This is a genomic window from Salinisphaera hydrothermalis C41B8 (genome assembly GCF_000732535.1).
Classification (GTDB): Bacteria; Pseudomonadota; Gammaproteobacteria; order Nevskiales; family Salinisphaeraceae; genus Salinisphaera; species Salinisphaera hydrothermalis.
Genome location: NZ_APNK01000020.1, coordinates 1 through 16636, shown reverse-complemented (window position 1 = coordinate 16636; position 16636 = coordinate 1). Strand labels below are relative to the sequence as shown.

Sequence of the window (16636 nt, the reverse complement as noted above, 5' to 3'; positions counted from 1 at the left end):
CCGGGAGTAGGGTTGTTGATGCGCATCATCCGTTCCATACGTACGGCGCCGGCACTGCCCGAGGGCTGTGTGCTGACGATCGGCAATTTCGATGGTCTGCACCGCGGGCATCAGGCCGTGATCGAACGCGTACGCGAGCGGGCGACGGAGCTCGGGCGACCGGCGGCGCTGATGACGTTCGACCCGACGCCACGTGCGTTTTTTATGCCGGACGATCCGCCGCCGCGTCTGTCTTCGTTACGCGAGAAGATGGAGGATGCCGCCGCGCTGGGTATCGATGTCTTCGTGCGTGCACGTTTCGATCGCGCGTTTGCGCAGCTCTCGCCGGAAGCCTTTCTCGATGATCTGATCGCGCGGCGGTTGGGCGCGCGCGCGATTCTGGTGGGCCGCGATTTTCGCTTCGGCCATCGTCGATCCGGCGATATCCATACCTTGGAGCGATTCGCTGAAGCACGCGGCGTGGAATTGTTGCCGGTTCCGGATGTCTGTGTGGATGGAGAACGCGTCAGTTCCACTCGCGTACGTCATCGGTTGCAGGCGGGCGATGTTGAACAGGCAGCACGCTTGCTCGGTCGGGCTTATCGCGTGTCCGGCCGGGTTGTCGGCGGCGAGCGCCTGGGGCGTACGCTGGGGTTTCCGACCGCTAATCTGCGCCTCGAGCGTCCGTCAGCGCTTCGCTACGGGGTTTATGCGGTGCGGGTACGGCTTGCCGATGATTCGTGGCACATCGGAGCGGCCAGTTTCGGTGTACGGCCGACCGTGAACGGGCGCGACGAGCTGCTGGAGATCTACGTGCTCGATTTTTCCGGCGATTTATACGGCCAGCGTATTGACGTATTCTTCAAACACTTCGTGCGCGCCGAGGAGCATTACGATTCCCTCGATGCGCTGACCCGTCAGATGCATGCCGATGTGGCCGAGGTCGGCCGGCTTTTGGACAACACGAGTTCACGATGAGTCAATTTCGAGACGAGGCCGGCGCCGAGCGCGGCTTCGAACTACAGAATGCGCACTGGCTCTGGCTGTCGGCGCTGGTGATTGCCGCCGATCAGGTCACCAAGCAGCTGATGGTCAACCACTTTGCGTTGTACGAGTCGATGCCGCTGCTGCCGTGGCTGAATTTGACGCTGGTGCACAACACGGGCGCCGCCTTTTCCATATTGCGTGGGTCCACGCCCTGGTTGTTCGTTGGCCTGAGCGTGGCGGTGGTCATCGGTATTCTGGTGTGGATGCGACGGCATCCGCACGATAGCCGGCTGTTGGCCGCGGCGTTGAGTCTGGTGGCCGGCGGGGCACTGGGCAACGCGATCGACCGAGCCACGCGGGGCTTCGTGGTCGACTTCGTCGATTTTCATATCGGGGCGTGGCACTACCCGGCGTTCAACCTGGCCGATTGTGCGATCTGCACGGGCGCGTTTCTGATCGCGGTCGATATGCTGCTGCCCAAGCGCGGCGGCTGAACCGTCTTTCGGCGGGCGATCGATTACCAGCAGGTGCTCGAGACGTTGTCGCCGCTGCCGGCCGAATCGCCGGTCCATGCGGTCTTGTTGCCGGCCTGGTCGATGGTCATCGTGCGGCACGTGTCGTTGACCTGATCGGCGAGTGCGGTCGCGGTAATCGTGTACTTCTGGTCGTCGGTACCGGACGCGGTGGCCGTCACGCTATAGAACTTGTTTTCGGTCAGGTCGGATAAGCCGAGCTTGTCCATGCCGGATACATAGCGGTTGTTCTGCGAGTACGCCTTCTCTTCTTCGTTCGCGGCCTTGAGTAGCAGCGATTTGGCATCCACCCGGCGCGCTGTCCGAATATGCGAGAGGTAGCTCGGATAAGCGATGGCGGCGAGAATGCCGATGATCGCCACCACGATCATCAGCTCGATGAGCGTGAAGCCGTTGGCAACGCGACTGCGGTTCGCTTGTTGATGCGGGGCGGCGTCGTACGCTTGTCGTATTCTCATCGTCGAATCTCGTGCCAGGAGCGGCGGCCGTTGAGAAAGTCACGGGCCAGGGTAATGGTCGCGGTACCGCCGCCGGTCAAGGGAGTCTTGATCACCTGCGTGCCGTGATTCAGGTCATTGAAGCTCGGGCCTTGACCGGGTGAGCCGCTCTCCGACCCAAAGCCGATGCCGGCGACGCGCGGCGTGCTGGCATCCTGTTCGTTGACGATACCGTCGCCGTTGACGTCGAAGATATTCTTGGCGGCGGGTCCGCCGTTGACGCGGCTCACGGCCATGAAATAACCGCTGCTGGTCAGGGAACAGGTCTGGCGATTGATGACCGTGGTCGTGAATTCAACATTGTCGCCGACGATCGACGGCGGGTTGAGTACGGCCTCGCCGCTATCCGTCGGCAAATCGATCACCCAGCCGCGATCAGCGAATTTGCCGTTATTGTCGATATAGGTGATGGGATTGTCGGTGACGGTACGGTAGCTGAGTCCATTGACGGCATTGTCGGGTTTGACCGTGCCGACGCTTTGCGCGACCAGTTGATCGCGGCTCACCGACCAGCTTGTCGGCCGCGCCGGGGCATTGTTGCCCGGGTTGTAGGCGATGACGTTCGGGTCCCAAATACCGTAGAAACTGTTGGGTATCGCGCTCTGATTGTCGTTGAGAGGCTGGATATCCTGCCCCGTTCCGAAGTAGACCATCACGCCATAGCCCACACCATTGGGATGAGCGGCGACCTGGACCTGCGTGGTAATGGGCTGGGCGCTGCCGTTGGCGGCCGTGGCCTGAAATATCTTTTGATCGGACCAGTCGTCCGGGTTAGTCGACGTCAAATCGAACCGCCAGACGTTGCCGTATAGATCGCCCGCGTAGACGTAGTCGGTGATGTGATCGCCGTCGATATCGACTGGAAAGGGCGTCGCCAGCCCGTTGCCCGGCTGGCCGCTGGTAGGCGTGGCCCCGGTTGTCAGATGAGCAATTTCATGGCCGTCGGCGATATCGACGACATACAGCGAGGCGCCATAGTTGTCGCTGTTGTAGCCGTTGGCAAAAATTGCCGCCCATTCGCCGTTGTGCAAGCGCACGATCGATGGCTTGCCGAAGGTTTTGCCAAGCCCGGGCGCTTTGAACTCCCAGCGCACAATGTTGCCTGCATTCGATTGGCTGAACGTGCTCGGGTCGGTCACGTCGAGTCCGTAGATCGTATCGCCGCCGTTGCGCAGGCCGCCCACGAGCATGGTGTGCCATTGGCCATCGAAGAACGCCGGTGCGGTCGCGATCTGGCCGTCGACGAACGACCGATGCGCGTATGACGGGCTGGTCAGCGGGTCGTTGCCACCAGCGAGCGAGCCGAGCAGCGTATTGGGAATATAAGCAAGCCACTCTTGGCCGGGGCAATCCTTGTTCAGGGGTTGATTGCAGCCACTGCTATCTGACCCGGCATAAAAACCGTGCAGCATGCCATCGTTGGCGCCGACATAGACCATGGGGGGCCGCGATGCGTATTTCGATACGAAACTGGTGCTATTGCCCGGATCGTAATAGCTGGCCTGGTTTTCGGGGGTCGGGTCGCTGTTTGGGTGGATCAGGTCTTTCCATGTGCCTGCGTATCGCAACGGATTCGGGGCGCCGACATAGGTCGGCACGGAATTAATGATATCGCCGAGCACGGTATCCCCGCGCTGGCGATAGATCCGGCCATTGCTGGCGTCGCTGCTGGCGCCGGTCTGTTCTTTGTCGCGATGGCCGCGCAGATAGGCGATAGCGGCCGGGGTTAGGCTGGCGATGCCCGACGAGGACAACCCGGTAGACGTGAAGGGCACCCCCGACACCGCGCCGCTGGTGGACGCATTGTCGGTGCGCAGCGCGGTCACGATCGTACGTCCATCGCTGGCGTTCGGATCCGTGACGCCGGTCAGAAGCGACGCCGCACTCCAGAGCCGCTCCGATTGGGCGGTCGACCCGTTCAACGCGTTAAAGGCGATGAGATCGCCCGTCCAATGAGTGGTCTCGTATTGCGTCTGGAACACCTCTGAATTCGTGGTGAGCGACGTGCTGTTGCCGGTGGCGTTCGTCAGTGTCTCGCCCCGGCCGAGAATCTGGTTTAGGACATTGGTGAATTTATCCGCCAGTTTTTCCGGGGAGTTGGCATTCAGCAGGGCGCCCCGTGAATTGATGGTTGCATGCCAGAGGTCGTCGATTTCTTGGGGGCCGCCGGTCGGTAGGTTGCCATAGTTGAATTTCGCGTTCGGATTCGAGGAATACGCATACCAAGGTGGCGGGTTGTTGTACGGATCGCTATTCGCGGCGGGATAAGCGTCCGTATTGCCGAAGATATACCCCTGTTGCCCAAGCGTTATGCCGAACGTCGTCATATGCGGTTTGGTTACGCAATCGAGTGACTTGTCTTCGGGGCAGCCTTCGGGGGCCCGAAGTGCATTCGAATCGCTGATACCTTTGGGCGGCGTCAGGTCCTTGTAAAAATGCATTGCAATGTCGGCGATCGTGTTGGTGTAGTGATCCCCATCGACATCGCCGTCATTGCTCGGATCGAGGCTTGCGTTGGATGGCAGCGCTCCGTTGTTGTAGCCATCGGTAAACAGCAGAGCGTAATTTCGCTGGCAGGGGGATTGGATGATGTCTGGGTTGTTTTCCAGTTCGCGCCCAAGATAATAAAGAGCGGGGCGGTTAGGGGTGCCGAGCGCCCGACTGAAATCCATTCCGTAGATTGATTCGTAGAAATCGCGACGACGATTGTCGCTGTTGTCGCCCACTTCCGGCAGGCTCGTCATGGTCAGATAATGCGCGCCGGATATCGCGCCTTGTAAGCGATCCTGTGCCTCGGTAATGGTGCAGCTACCCACGCGAACTCGCCCAATCTTGTCGAAAGCGGACGTGATGCCGCCGCGGATTGCCAAGCTGCGTTTTCTGTAATAGGTGAACCAGTTGGCGAAATTCTGCATTGCAGCCTGATACTGCGCTTGCGTTGCAAAATTGTTCGGTTTGATCTCGTAGCCCGTTAGGTTTTCCTTGTTCGGTCCATATCCTTGTAATGTCCGACCGACGTAGCCGTAGTTCGGGGGTAGATCGGTGCCTTTATCAAGATAGAAAGTTGCTGGAAAATATTCTATTCCAACAAGTTCGCTGCCGCGAGCCACGTAGTTCTTGGAAGAGGTTTGCCAGTAAGGCTCGTACGAGTAGCATCCGTAAGGAGAGGGTTTTGTGCAGTGATAGCTGTCGGCGTAAGTGATGTCTCCGAATGGCATTCCGTCGATTACGGCGAAGTTATATCCATCTTGATAGGTTTTTATATCTTGAGTTAGATCAAAATAGCTATCATCCACAACTGGGCTGGATGGAACGTGTGTGAAATCACTTATTTCAGGCTTGTTAATCCAAGGCTTATAAGTGACAGCGGGATTGAAATATGAATGGTTATATTGTGGTGACCGTGCAAAAGCCATGACCGGTATCGGAGGCACCGCATAATAGCCGCTATAGATTCTTCGGTCGGTCGCGTTACACCCGCCACGGGCACTGCAGTTGTTGTAGCCATTCGGGAAGAGGTATGCATAACTGATATTGCTGTCTTGAACATAGTGGCCGTTCTCCCAGGCTGAGTCGGTGCGGCCGTCCCAAAACAGCAACCCGTTGTCGGTGGGAAACAGTGTCTCGAAGTCCATCGACCCCGAGTTGTCGACCGCGACCAAAATATTCGGCGCCAGGCTCGAGCCGGTCACCACGGGTTGATCGGTGAGGTCGATAGCCGAGCCGCTGGCGGCGCGAGCCTGGGGCGGTGTGGCGATAGCCAATGCGAGCGCGACCAACAACGCCAGGGCGGCAATACGGATTCGAGCGTGCTGACGGCGCATCTCGGCTCCCTAAGTGGTGATTTGATAAACGCTTTGCACGACTGCCCGGGAGGCCGGTGAGCGGCCCTGAGCCCGGGCGGTGATGCGAAACAGGACCACGGTGCCTGCCGAGCCGGGATTGAGATCGTCTGCCTGTTCCCGAATATATTCGACGAGATACTGGATATTCAGCCCGCTGCTGCCGGAGTCGCCGGGCAATTGGTATGTGCTCACGCCCGATCGCGACCAGAAAGCGTCGGAAAGATAATAGGTGGCCGACTGGTTGGCGTCGGGGCTTGCGGGAACGACGGTCAGCCCGGAGGCGCCCGCATCGCAGCCGTTGTTGGCAGCGGCGTTCGTGCCGGAACCTGGACTCATGACCGCGTTGCATTGGCGGAAATCGTTCGACGCCAGCAGGGTTTCCACATGGCGAAGCGCGGAATCCGCGGCGTCCAGCGCTCGCGATTTCTCGCGCTGGTTGTTGGCCATGCGTTGTTGCAGCGTCGAGGAGTTGATGGCCGACACGGCCAGCAGGGTGATGATCACGAGAAAGATCAGGCTCGTGACCAGAATAAAGCCCTCCTCACGTCGGGCGAGTGGCCTCGTGGGCATGTTGTACGGGGTCATGGGCTGGGGTTCCGGATGGCCACAGTGCGATCGATGAGCACGCGAGCCCGGCGATCAGTGGTCTCGAAGGTCGAGCCGTCGCTGAAGCTGTATTTCTGATCGACTGCTTGAGGCACCGCCGGGTCGTTATCCGCACTATGGAGCAATAGCTGGAATCGAACGCTGCGTACTTCTCGCGCCTCATTCCCGGTCAACGTCGAGACGTAGCGATCGACGCCCGCGGTGTTATCGGTATCCAGGCCATAGCGAACCTTGAACCGATCGACGTTTTCGACGATCGGTTGCGTGGTCGCGCCGGTGCTGCTGTATTTCGTGCATTCCAGCGTATCGTTGTCGTTGACGAAAAACTGGAAGTCGGTGATCTCGTTGGATTGCACCGTACCGACCGAGCCTCCGAGGCAGTCCCGCACATCGCCGCGAGCCTGAAAACGAAGGCGCAGCGCGTCGTTGGGCCCGTCAGCGTTTGCCGTACCTGTGACGTACGCGCCATCAGGATAATTGGGGGATGCATTGGACGTCCCGGGGAACACGGTTGTTTCGGCCGCATCCAGTGCGGTGCGATAGCCGGCATGGGCAATCGCGTGATCGAGTACGAACTCGGCCAGACGAGCGTTTTCCTGTAGATGCGCGGTGGCGCGCTGGGCATCGAAGCTCGTGCGGTTGCTCAGAAGAATCTGGAGTACCCCCGCCAGCAGCAGCAAACCGATTACCAACGCAATCATGAGTTCGACCAGCGTGAACCCACCCTGGCGCGAGCGAGGCGAGGGCGTAGGCGCGCGACTCATGGATGAACCTCGATGGCATAACAACGCACCCAGGCGCTGCCACTGCTATTAGCGCTGTTACTGCTACCACTATTTCCGTTCCCGTTCCCGTTCCCGTTCCCGTTCCCGTTCCCGTTGCCGTTGCCGTTGCCGTTGCCGTTGCCGGAACCTGCGCTCGGACAAGCCGACACGTCCCCGGAGCCGCTGCCGGCCGCGGCATCCTGGCCCCGCCAGAGCACGGTCACGTCGTAGACGCGGCATGGGTTGTCGCTGGTCGGATTGGTCGGAGCGGCACAACTGACGTCGCCACGCCCGTCAGGCAACGTCGAAGCCAAAGTCTGCTGCCATTCCCAGGCGTCGTAACTCGCCATCTCTGTCGGACTGCATGTGGCTTGCGTGCAGTCCGCCTGAGGCTGCGCCGTTCCGCTGTCGGAAATTTGGGCATAGACCAGCGAAGCAGTGGCGGCCGGATTGGCCCGGATACGGTCGGCAATATCGTCGGCTCCGATACTGGCCAGTGTCTGTGATTTCGAGACATGGGTGTTCACGATCGCTACGGTTTGCAGGCCGAGCAAACCAAGCAGTCCGATCGAGATGACCACGAGGGCCACCAATGCTTCGAGCAGGGTGAAGCCGTTCTGGCGGAGCGAGGCGGTCATGGCGTAGTGCTGCTATCGATGCGTCCCGTCGACGCCACGGTGACCGACGTGGTGTTGCCGCCGTTTTCGGTCGTGGCGGTGAACGTCCGCCCTACGATCGCGAATCCATCGGCATTGAAACTCAAGGGCGCGCCGCCGTTCGCGGTCAACGTAAACCCGGAGCCGGTTGCGCCGTGAACCCGCAAGATATTGTCCGTCGCGGGGGACGTATCGGTTGCGTCCGGTGCGGGCGCGTAAACGATCCAGCCATCGCTCCAGACGCCGTCGTCCCGACACGAGGACTGGTTGCGGCTGGCACAGACATAGACCGTCGTGCCGCGGCCCACGGCCTCGCTGCGCGCATAGTTCAGGGAACCGACAAGATCGTTGACGTTGGTTGCCAGACTATTGCGTGTGACCACACTGCGATACGACGGAATGGCTATCGTCAATAGCACCACCGCGACCGCGAGGGTGACCATAAGCTCGAGCAGCGTGAAGCCGCGGACATTGGCGGTTCCCATGCAGTCCCCCCGAAAGCCTCTTAAGGTGTCGTGCAGCGCCGCCAGTGCTGCCCGATCGTCTCGCCCGCTACACGAATCGCCAATCGATATGACGACGCCGGCCGAAGTAACCGCGTGCGCGCATGTCGATGTTCGGACTCGAAGAACGATGAGGCCGAAATACGCGTCGTCGCTTGACCGCGGCGCTTGCGGTTTGTCCCGGACGAAACCCCCGCGCAGGCCGTCCCAGCCTGCGTGCATCCAAGTTAACGCCAATCGGTAGCGCTGTCGCGCGCCGGATGACAGACGCCGACCCAGCCCCGACGAGCGGCGAGCCGTTTTCGCCGGGTTGGCTCCGAGCCGGGGCTTGTCTGTCGCGTTGCCTGCAATGAGCCGCGAGGCGATCATGTAAACTGGCCGGCGTCATCGCATCGACGACACCACCATGAACGACCCCGGCAACACACCGATTCGTCGTCGAAAACTGTCCGACGAAGTGCTGGAACGACTGCTGACGCGCATCCGGTCGGGCCATTTCAAGGCCGGCGACCAGTTGCCGCCCGAGCGCGAGCTGATGCGCGAGTACGACGTCGGCCGGCCGGCGGTGCGCGAAGCGATGCAACAGCTCGCGGCGATGGGCATGATCGCGATCACGCACGGCGAACGCGCCCGCGTGACCGAGGTCACGGTGCACTCGATGATCAACCAGTTCGATCGCACCGCGCGTTTTCTGCTGTCGGATTCGGCCGACAATGTCGACCATCTGAAGGAAGCCCGCCTGTTTCTGGAAACGGGTCTGGTGCGCATCGCGGCCGAGAAAGCCACGGCCGAGGATATCGCCTCGCTTGAGGCCATCATCGACGAGATGGTCGAGCATGCCGGCACGTCCGAATTCATCGACGCGGATATGGCGTTTCACAACGCGATCGCCGATATGTCCGGCAATCCGATATTCGCGGCAACGACGCGAGCCATGCTGCACTGGCTCAAGGATTACTACACCGGCATCGTGAGTGCGAAGGGCGCCGAGGATGTATCGGTGAGCGAACATCGCCGGATCGCCGAGCGCCTGGCCGAGGGCGATGCCGAGGGCGCGGCCGCCGCCATGCACGATCACCTCACGCGAGCCAGCGACCTCTACCGGGCCCGCATGGACGAAGGCGACGCCTGATTCGGCGGCCCGACCCGGTTTCCTGCCATAAGCTAAAAAGCCCGTGCGGCGGACACCGTGCCGGGCTTTTCTGTCGTTTGTGGACTATTCCGCTTGGGGCCGGTTCACGCGGCCGATCTTGAGCATGCGGGCAATGACCTTGTCTAGCTCGCCCTGATCGAAGATCTTCTTCCAGTCGTCCTTGATGATCGCGTCGCGGCCATAGTCCATGGCGATCATGCAGGCATCCGAGAACGGGTTGGTGCTCTTGAAAGCCACGGCCAGGGCGATCTGGATATGGCCGTAGAGCATGGCCTCGGCCGCCGGGCGGGGCATGCCGGTGCGTTCCACCGTCTCGTCCAGTGCTTCCTTCATGAACGTGCCGAGCATGCAGGTCACGGTTTCGACCAGCGTTGGTTCCAGATAAGCCAGCTGGGTGACGGTGACCCAGTGTACGGTGTCGACCGGGCCGTACATGACGCGAACCACGGGCTCCAGCGCGTCCTTGTCGGCTTCGCTGCCATCGTCGAAGGCGGCGGCCACCGACTGCGTGGCCGCCGCGCCGCCGAAGGCGTCGGCGTATTCGGCATCGGTGCGGCGCTCCAGAAATACCGACGGATGGCAGGGATGGGCCACGGCGTACTGAATGTCGTCGCGCTGATGCAGAACGTTGGCATAGGCCGCGGCCGGATCGAGCGTGAGCAACGTTGCACCGCTGCGCATGCGCGGCACCAGATCGCGGCTGACGTCCGCGAGGGCGATATCGGGCACGGCCAGGATCACCAGATCGCATGCGGCGATCACGTCGTGGATCTCGCTGGCTTCGCGACCCTCGGCGGCCAGACGTTCGCGCCCGGCTGGCGCGTTCTCGCAGTAGTGCACCGTGTAGTCGGAGCGCGCCAGGTTTGCGCCGATGCGCATACCCATTTTGCCGCCGGCGCCGACCAGCGCGAGGGTTCGATAATCGCTCATGATTGAAGACTCCTGAGAATATCCATGCTGTGCCGGGTCCAGGCCGCCTCGACGGTGGCCGTGGTCTCGGCGTCGTTCTGCCAGTCAAGCCAGTGCTCGACGATGCAATTGATGTCGCGTTCACGCGGCGCCACGCGGGTGAGCATGCCGTCCAGATCGAGCAGCCCCTCGCCAAGCGGGCAGCCAAGCAGGCGAAAGCCCACCCAACCGTCGGCGCGGGTGAATTGGAAGTCCTTGATATGCAGGTTCTTCACGTAGGGTGCGGTGCGTTCGATGACCGACGCCGGCATTTCCAGAGCCGCCACGCAGTTGCCCGGGTCGAGACAGATGCCGACGTATGGGCTGTCGAGCCCAGCGACGGTTGCCACCAGCGTATCCACCGGCACCTGTTCGTAGGTTTCCAGCGCCAGCGTCACGTTCTGGCGCTCCAGTCCGGGAATAACGGCACGCAGCCAGGCTTCAGCCTGATCCGGCGACGGCCGGGTTTCGGCATCGTTGAACATGGAGCGCAGCACCCGGACGTCCAAGCGTGCTGCAATATCCAGATAACGCGCGAGTTGGGTGGGGCCGATGCCACGCGTGCCGAGTTCCAGCGTGAGGTTGCGCCGTTCCGCCTGGACGGCCAGTTCGGTGAGCTCGGCGTCGGAGTAGGCCTCGATGGCGGGATAGTCGCAGATCTGGAACACGCCGCCGCCAAGGTCGACGGTTTCGTCCATCATGTCGATCAGCGTCATGGGTGATGCCATGCGCTCCGATCCGCGCCAGGTGAAGGCATAAGTGCTCAATCCGATATTCATGGCAGCTCGTTGCAGATGATCAGGAGGCAGGTCTCGCGGCATGCTTTGTTCGGGCGTCGCGCGGGCGCATGCAGCCGTCGCTGACGCCGTGCAACCCATCGGTTATGTGGTCCGCCCCGAACCTGGCGAAGTCGCCAAGCCGGTTTCAGCCCGGCCTGGGTCGCGGGACCCGGGCGATCCTCGATCGGCACCGGTCGGCATTTCCGCAGGGCGGCGAAGGACGCCGGAAAGCGATCAAGCGGGTCGGCGATGTCGAACGGCACCGATCGCCCGATCCGCTGGCGAGCAGGGCGCTGTTTCCGTGTCTGGGCGTCGGTTGCATCGGCCATGGCTTATCGACCCGCGCTGCCTGGCTCGAATGAACCGTGAATTACGTTGGTATGATGAGTACACCATAAAGCTCGGACAATGCGGCTTAAGTCGAATGTGCGAGCGTGATCTCGAGGCGAGCGATGGCATACGGGGCGAGCGTCAGCGGCGACTCGTTGCAGAGCGCGAGCCTCTCTAGCGGCCAGTCGCGCAGCGCCGACGCGCTCGGGTTGGTCTGTTCGTCCAGCACGGCAGCGTAGCGAGTGCCGGCCACGGTGACCACGCACGTTTCGTCGGTGAGATTAGCCAGCCAGAATTCGGCGCGTTCGTCTTCGGTTTGCCAGCCGAGGGCCGCCAGACAGTTCAAGGGTTCGGCCACACCCATGGCAGGTCGGCCGGTGCCGATGTTCAGGCGCCGCAGCACATCGAAGATCGGGTAGCGCGCCGCGGGTTCTGCGATCGGGAACGGATGGCCGATTGAAGACAGTGTGAGCGAATCGACACGCCCGATCGCCTGGGCCAGATAACCCACCGACCAAGCGGCCGCGAATAGGGCGCGTTGGCGCGGGTCGTTGTCGCTGAGCGTCACGCGTTCCAGGGTCGCGTTCGGGGTGATCGTCTTTCCATAGGGGTTGGTCCACGCGCCGATTGCGCTGGTTGTGATCCGGTAGCGTCGCCCCGGGGCGATTGCGCGCGCCGATTCAAAGATGAACGGCAGGCTTTCCAGGGTTTCCATCACCGAGACATCGTCGGCCGCGTGCACGATCGGCGACGTGGCATGGGTGAGAAAATCAATCGTCGACGGGTCCGGCCGGCAACGATTGAGCTCGGTGAAATACGTGGGGAAGCCGCCGCCGATCGCAAGATTCGGCCAGTATCGTCGGGCTTGCGAGACGAGTGCCGCCGGCGTGGTCGTGCGTGGCCAGTCGCCGTCCGGCTGATAGCTGTTGAGATAGGCCGCCGGTGTGAGCAGCATGCCCGAGATGCCTTCGGCCTCGGTCCCCAGTATCTCGGCGAGTCGGGCGAGCCCGGCCTGCGGCGCATCGTCGTCGCAGATCAGATAGAGCCATAACTGACATTCACGCCCGCGAAAGAGAGAGAGCACGCTTTCGAGCGTATCGATTTCGTCGTCGACTCTCAGATCAACGAGCAGATCGACATGACCGGGCCGGAGCGCATCAAGCTGGGCCGTGAGCATGTCGTTGGCGGGGGCGTGTGCGGCCCATAGCCCGACGCCGAGATCCGGCACCCGGGTTTCGAGCGGCCGCGGCGTGATGGCGATGGGCTTCATTGCGCGGCTCCCGTGGTGTCACGCCAGCGCAGCCGCACGCTTTGGGTGACCGTTTCACCGGCTTCGATGCGGTACGGCGAGGGCAGGGCCAGCGGGCGGTTGTAGATCTTGAATGACGCATCCGACCAGTTGCGCTGGTCCTCCATCTCGAATACGTCGCCTTCAAAGTGCAGATCGACGGTCCGCTCCGGCGTCGGCGCGAACGAAAGCCCGCGAATGTCGAAAAACGGCTGGCTTGGGCTGATATGCCGCGGAAAATGCCCTTTCTCAACGAGCCCGTCGGAATGTTCGACCGCAACGGCACTCTCAACCACGCCGGCGAGTGGCAGCAGCACGCTCAGACCACTACGACAGGTCACGAAGTGTTCGCGCGCGGTCAGGGTGAGGCGCACGTCCAATTCCGTAGCATCGATGTGGGCCTGTAGTTCGAGCGCGAGCGGCGATTCGCCCGAGCCATCGCCGTCGGTCGCGACCCGAGCGCAGTAGGTGAACGCGATCGCACCGTCGCTCGAATGTGCCTCGTCCGCTTCGGTGTGGAGTGCATGCGTGCCCCAGTTGGCGTCGCGGATCACGGCGCCGATGCCGCGCAGTACTTCGACGCCGTCGACCGAGAGATGGCGGATCGCGCCGCTCTGCCACGTGAAGCACACGGGGCCGAGGACATGGCGTTCACGCACAGTTTCGGGGGTTGGGGTGCCGACACGCCGGATGCGCACGGCTTCGGAAACAGACATGGAAGGCTCTGGCTGATCGCTCGTGAAACTCACGATACGGGCCGCGGTGCGCGCAGGCATTGCATCATTGGTATGATGACATAATCTCTTCGCGATGCCGTATATTCGCCCCACCGATCATCGGCAGCCGGACATCGCCATGGACGACGCTCATCATTCCAACGCCTCCACCGTGCTGCGCGGCGCGCTCGTCGGCTGCGGTTTCTTCGCGGCCAACCAGATGCGGGCCTGGCAGGAACTGCCCGGGGTGGCGATTGCCGCGCTGTGCGATCGCGATGCCGGACGGCTGGCGGCCTTCGGCGACACCTTCGGCATCGAGCATCGTTTCGACGATATCGAAACACTGCTTACCCAGATGGCGGTGGATTTCGTGGATATCGCCGCGCCCACCCCGGCCCACGAGACATTGGTCACGGCGGCCGCGCACTACGGCGTCGACATCATCTGTCAGAAGCCGTTCGCCGGATCGCTGGCGACCGCCCGCCGGCTGATCAACATCTGTCGCAAGCACGGCGTCTCGCTGACGGTGCACGAGAATTTTCGTTGGCAGCACGCCGTGCGCCGCGTCGCCGAGTTGATCGGCGAGGGCCGCATTGGCCGGCCGTTCTTCGGCCGCATCAGCTATCGCAGCGGATTCGACGTGTTCGCCAACCAGCCGTACCTCGCAACGCTTGAGCGCTTCATCATCCAGGACCTGGGCATCCATACGCTGGACATGGCGCGCGCATTGTTCGGCGATGTCGTGCGGCTGTCCTGCGAGACCGGGCGCGTCAATCCCGACATTGCCGGCGAAGACCACGCCACCCTGATGCTGCGTCACGAGGCGGGCTGCGTTTCGGTGGTCGATTGCAGCTATGCCACGACGCTCGCCGACGATCCTTTTCCGCAAAGCCTGATCGAGGTCGACGGCGATCGCGGTTCCATCCGGCTGGCCGCCGACTTCCAGCTCACGATCCACGGGCCCGGCGGCAGCGCAACGGTCGAAGACGTGACGCCGACCTGGCCGGCCTGGAGCGAAGCGCCCTGGAACGTGATTCAGGAAAGCGTGGTCGCCCTGCAAGGCGACTGGATCGAGCGCCGTCGCGCGAGAGAGCCTGCGCCCACCGCGGGGCCGGACAACTTCAATACCCTCGCGCTTGTCGAAGCCGCCTACCAGTCGGCCGCGACGGGGCAGAGTGTCGAGCCGGAACGCTGGTAGTCGGAACTTTGCCGCCGGCCGCAGCGTGCATAAAAAAGCCCTCGAGTCGAGAGACTCGGGGGCTTTTTACTGGTGCCGGGAAGAGGAATCGAACCTCCGACCTACTAATTACGAATCAGTTGCTCTACCGACTGAGCTATCCCGGCGAAACTTGCGAGGCGCGGAGTATAAAGAAAGCGCGCGAATCGGACAACGCCTGGTTTCGGACGGGCGGCGATGGAACCGTGACCACGGGAAAAGCGCTGGCCGCACGGGTTGCATGCCGGCATACTGCGCCTCGAAAATACCGCGACGATGCGCCGGGTGACCTTGGGATGACGGGTCACCGGCGATTCAGCCAACGGGCCATAGATTTCCAGGAGAGGTGGCAGAGCGGTTGATTGCACCGGTCTTGAAAACCGGCAGGGGCGAGAGCCCCTCGTGGGTTCGAATCCCACCCTCTCCGCCATACAACAAATTGCGCGAATTCGTCGCGCGGCCGCTGCAGGCCGCGCGGCTACCGTCATCATCACTATGGAGGATAGAGCGCAATGCAGCACCAGGTCTTGATCAACACGGCCCGATCTCTGATGGCGCCGGGCAAGGGGATTCTCGCCGCCGACGAGTCGACTGGCACCATCAAGAAGCGGCTCGACAGTATCGGTGTCGAATCGACGGAACAAAACCGTCAGGCCTATCGCAATCTGCTGTTCACGACTGCGGGCGCGGAAGAGTTCATCAGCGGCGTGATTCTGTTCCAGGAAACGCTGTTTCAGAAGGCCGATGACGGTACGCCGTTTCCCGACCTGCTGACCGACAAGGGCATCATTCCGGGCATCAAGGTTGATATGGGCGCCAAGCCGCTGGCTGGCAGCCCCGAGGAGAAAGTCACCGAAGGCCTGGACGGGCTGCGCGAGCGCTTGTCCGATTATGCGGCGGCCGGTGCGCGCTTTGCCAAGTGGCGCGGTGTGATCGACATCGCCGAGGATCGGCCGACGGATTATTGTATCCACGTCAACGCGCATGCGTTGGCGCGTTATGCCGCGCTTTGCCAGGAAGCGGGCATCGTGCCGATCGTCGAGCCGGAAGTGCTCATGGATGGCGCCAACTCGATCGAACGCTGCGAGCAGGTCACCGATGCCGTGCTGGATGCCGTGTTCACCGAGTTGAAACGCCAGAACGTGCTGCTCGAGGGCATGCTGCTCAAGCCGAATATGGTGATTTCGGGCAAGCAGTGCCCGCAGCAGGCCGGCGTCGAAGAGGTTGCGCGGGCTACGCTGCGTTGTCTGAATCGCCGCGTGCCGGCGGCGGTGCCGGGCATCGTGTTCCTGTCGGGCGGGCAGAGCGATGAGCTCGCCACGGCGCATCTGGATGCGATGAACCGCATGGGGCCGCAACCCTGGGCCCTGTCGTTTTCTTACGGGCGTGCGTTGCAGGCGCCGGCGCTGCAGGCGTGGCGCGGCCAGGCCGATAACGTGCCCGCGGCCCAGCAGGCTTTTCTCAAACGCGCCCGCAACAACGGCGCGGCTGCGCGCGGCGAATACAACGCCGATATGGAAAGCGCTGCCTGACCGCGATTTCGTCCTGAGCGGTACGAGAGCCCGGGTCGTGGTGGCCCGGGCTTTTTTATGGTTCTTCTCGGATTACCGGTCCATGGCACTCTGCGATTTCCGTGGGTTCAAGCACGGTAGATACCAATAAGCAGTTTAATGGGTCGGCAATGCCGAACAAGCACTAGGAAGGCCTCCCTGCGCGTTTTTGCCGACCTTTGGTTTCGCGCTGCAGCGCGAGTCACTTCTCTTGCTTGCTCAAGAGAAGTAACCAAGAGAAGAGCACCCGGCACGGCGCCGGCTTCGCCGGTTCACGGAGAGGCGC

Annotated in this window: 15 protein-coding genes and 2 tRNA genes; 6 read left to right on the top strand and 11 right to left on the bottom strand. The window is 62.1% G+C overall.

Annotated features, from left to right (window positions below):
- Nucleotides 1–18: 18 nt before the first annotated feature.
- Nucleotides 19–957, top strand: a complete 939-nt coding sequence (locus C41B8_RS12575; RefSeq protein ID WP_037338724.1) for a bifunctional riboflavin kinase/FAD synthetase — start codon at nucleotides 19–21, stop codon at nucleotides 955–957.
- Nucleotides 954–1460 carry a signal peptidase II gene (lspA, locus tag C41B8_RS12570; protein ID WP_051883478.1) on the top strand — a complete coding sequence of 169 codons (507 nt, stop codon included), beginning with the start codon at nucleotides 954–956 and terminating at the stop codon, nucleotides 1458–1460. The genes C41B8_RS12575 and lspA overlap by 4 nt, the downstream gene beginning before the upstream one ends.
- A 23-nt stretch (nucleotides 1461–1483) precedes the next feature.
- Here the strand turns inward: lspA and C41B8_RS21020 are convergent, their stop codons facing one another.
- Genes C41B8_RS21020 through C41B8_RS20155 form a run of 6 tightly spaced genes read right to left on the bottom strand, consistent with a single transcriptional unit; the run spans nucleotide 1484 to nucleotide 8739 of the window.
- Nucleotides 1484–1957, bottom strand: coding sequence for a type IV pilin protein (locus C41B8_RS21020; protein ID WP_051883477.1), 474 nt, complete (start codon nucleotides 1955–1957; stop codon nucleotides 1484–1486).
- Entirely contained in the window at nucleotides 1954–5820 is a 3867-nt protein-coding gene (locus C41B8_RS12560) for a pilus assembly protein (protein ID WP_084188934.1), read from the bottom strand. Before C41B8_RS12560 ends, C41B8_RS21020 begins: the two co-directional genes overlap by 4 nt.
- A gap of 9 nt (nucleotides 5821–5829) precedes the next feature.
- Nucleotides 5830–6426: a pilus assembly PilX family protein gene (locus tag C41B8_RS19670; RefSeq protein WP_051883476.1), complete on the bottom strand. Its 597-nt coding sequence runs from the start codon at nucleotides 6424–6426 to the stop codon at nucleotides 5830–5832.
- Nucleotides 6423–7211 carry a PilW family protein gene (locus tag C41B8_RS12550; RefSeq protein ID WP_037338719.1) on the bottom strand — a complete coding sequence of 263 codons (789 nt, stop codon included), beginning with the start codon at nucleotides 7209–7211 and terminating at the stop codon, nucleotides 6423–6425. The genes C41B8_RS19670 and C41B8_RS12550 overlap by 4 nt, the downstream gene beginning before the upstream one ends.
- Nucleotides 7208–7849: a type IV pilus modification protein PilV gene (gene pilV / locus C41B8_RS19665; RefSeq protein WP_051883475.1), complete on the bottom strand. Its 642-nt coding sequence runs from the start codon at nucleotides 7847–7849 to the stop codon at nucleotides 7208–7210. The genes C41B8_RS12550 and pilV overlap by 4 nt, the downstream gene beginning before the upstream one ends.
- Nucleotides 7846–8739, bottom strand: a complete 894-nt coding sequence (locus tag C41B8_RS20155) for a GspH/FimT family pseudopilin (RefSeq protein WP_084188932.1) — start codon at nucleotides 8737–8739, stop codon at nucleotides 7846–7848. Before C41B8_RS20155 ends, pilV begins: the two co-directional genes overlap by 4 nt.
- Before the next feature lie 37 nt (nucleotides 8740–8776).
- Between C41B8_RS20155 and nanR the strand changes: the two genes are divergently transcribed.
- Nucleotides 8777–9502, top strand: a complete 726-nt coding sequence (gene nanR, locus C41B8_RS12535; protein ID WP_037338716.1) for a transcriptional regulator NanR — start codon at nucleotides 8777–8779, stop codon at nucleotides 9500–9502.
- An 84-nt stretch (nucleotides 9503–9586) separates the two neighbouring features.
- Here nanR and C41B8_RS12530 read toward each other — a convergent pair whose 3' ends face one another.
- The 4 genes from C41B8_RS12530 to C41B8_RS12510 all read right to left on the bottom strand — a co-directional run bounded on the left by C41B8_RS12530 (nucleotide 9587) and on the right by C41B8_RS12510 (nucleotide 13698).
- Nucleotides 9587–10453 carry a phosphogluconate dehydrogenase C-terminal domain-containing protein gene (locus C41B8_RS12530; protein ID WP_232226064.1) on the bottom strand — a complete coding sequence of 289 codons (867 nt, stop codon included), beginning with the start codon at nucleotides 10451–10453 and terminating at the stop codon, nucleotides 9587–9589.
- Nucleotides 10450–11250: a sugar phosphate isomerase/epimerase family protein gene (locus C41B8_RS12525; protein ID WP_037338710.1), complete on the bottom strand. Its 801-nt coding sequence runs from the start codon at nucleotides 11248–11250 to the stop codon at nucleotides 10450–10452. The genes C41B8_RS12530 and C41B8_RS12525 overlap by 4 nt, the downstream gene beginning before the upstream one ends.
- A 415-nt stretch (nucleotides 11251–11665) precedes the next feature.
- Entirely contained in the window at nucleotides 11666–12850 is a 1185-nt protein-coding gene (locus tag C41B8_RS12515) for a PDDEXK family nuclease (protein ID WP_051883473.1), read from the bottom strand.
- A complete protein-coding gene (locus C41B8_RS12510) occupies nucleotides 12847–13698 on the bottom strand; it encodes a hypothetical protein (protein WP_156962523.1) in 852 nt (283 codons plus the stop codon). The genes C41B8_RS12515 and C41B8_RS12510 overlap by 4 nt, the downstream gene beginning before the upstream one ends.
- A 25-nt stretch (nucleotides 13699–13723) precedes the next feature.
- Between C41B8_RS12510 and C41B8_RS12505 the strand changes: the two genes are divergently transcribed.
- On the top strand, nucleotides 13724–14782 hold the full coding sequence (locus tag C41B8_RS12505; RefSeq protein ID WP_051883485.1) for a Gfo/Idh/MocA family protein: 1059 nt from the start codon (nucleotides 13724–13726) through the stop codon (nucleotides 14780–14782).
- 70 nt (nucleotides 14783–14852) lie between these two features.
- Here the strand turns inward: C41B8_RS12505 and C41B8_RS12500 are convergent.
- Nucleotides 14853–14928 (bottom strand) — tRNA-Thr (locus C41B8_RS12500).
- A gap of 212 nt (nucleotides 14929–15140) precedes the next feature.
- Here C41B8_RS12500 and C41B8_RS12495 point away from each other — a divergent pair.
- Together C41B8_RS12495 and C41B8_RS12490 are read left to right on the top strand one after the other, a co-directional pair.
- A tRNA-Ser gene (locus C41B8_RS12495) sits at nucleotides 15141–15230 on the top strand.
- A gap of 82 nt (nucleotides 15231–15312) precedes the next feature.
- Nucleotides 15313–16332 (top strand): class I fructose-bisphosphate aldolase, encoded by a 1020-nt coding sequence (locus C41B8_RS12490; RefSeq protein WP_037338705.1) that lies wholly within the window; start codon nucleotides 15313–15315, stop codon nucleotides 16330–16332.
- Nucleotides 16333–16636: the final 304 nt, after the last annotated feature.

Bases quoted from the DNA above. Each gene is read 5' to 3' on its own strand.
- C41B8_RS12560 (WP_084188934.1), bottom strand. From the start codon at position 5,820: ATGCGCCGTCAGCACGCTCGAATCCGTATTGCCGCCCTGGCGTTGTTG.
- C41B8_RS12550 (WP_037338719.1), bottom strand. From the start codon at position 7,211: ATGAGTCGCGCGCCTACGCCCTCGCCTCGCTCGCGCCAGGGTGGGTTC.
- C41B8_RS21020 (WP_051883477.1), bottom strand. From the start codon at position 1,957: ATGAGAATACGACAAGCGTACGACGCCGCCCCGCATCAACAAGCGAAC.
- pilV (WP_051883475.1), bottom strand. From the start codon at position 7,849: ATGACCGCCTCGCTCCGCCAGAACGGCTTCACCCTGCTCGAAGCATTG.
- lspA (WP_051883478.1), top strand. From the start codon at position 954: ATGAGTCAATTTCGAGACGAGGCCGGCGCCGAGCGCGGCTTCGAACTA.
- C41B8_RS20155 (WP_084188932.1), bottom strand. From the start codon at position 8,739: ATGATCGCCTCGCGGCTCATTGCAGGCAACGCGACAGACAAGCCCCGG.
- C41B8_RS12505 (WP_051883485.1), top strand. From the start codon at position 13,724: ATGGACGACGCTCATCATTCCAACGCCTCCACCGTGCTGCGCGGCGCG.
- C41B8_RS12530 (WP_232226064.1), bottom strand. From the start codon at position 10,453: ATGAGCGATTATCGAACCCTCGCGCTGGTCGGCGCCGGCGGCAAAATG.
- C41B8_RS19670 (WP_051883476.1), bottom strand. From the start codon at position 6,426: ATGACCCCGTACAACATGCCCACGAGGCCACTCGCCCGACGTGAGGAG.
- C41B8_RS12490 (WP_037338705.1), top strand. From the start codon at position 15,313: ATGCAGCACCAGGTCTTGATCAACACGGCCCGATCTCTGATGGCGCCG.
- nanR (WP_037338716.1), top strand. From the start codon at position 8,777: ATGAACGACCCCGGCAACACACCGATTCGTCGTCGAAAACTGTCCGAC.
- C41B8_RS12575 (WP_037338724.1), top strand. From the start codon at position 19: ATGCGCATCATCCGTTCCATACGTACGGCGCCGGCACTGCCCGAGGGC.
- C41B8_RS12525 (WP_037338710.1), bottom strand. From the start codon at position 11,250: ATGAATATCGGATTGAGCACTTATGCCTTCACCTGGCGCGGATCGGAG.
- C41B8_RS12515 (WP_051883473.1), bottom strand. From the start codon at position 12,850: ATGAAGCCCATCGCCATCACGCCGCGGCCGCTCGAAACCCGGGTGCCG.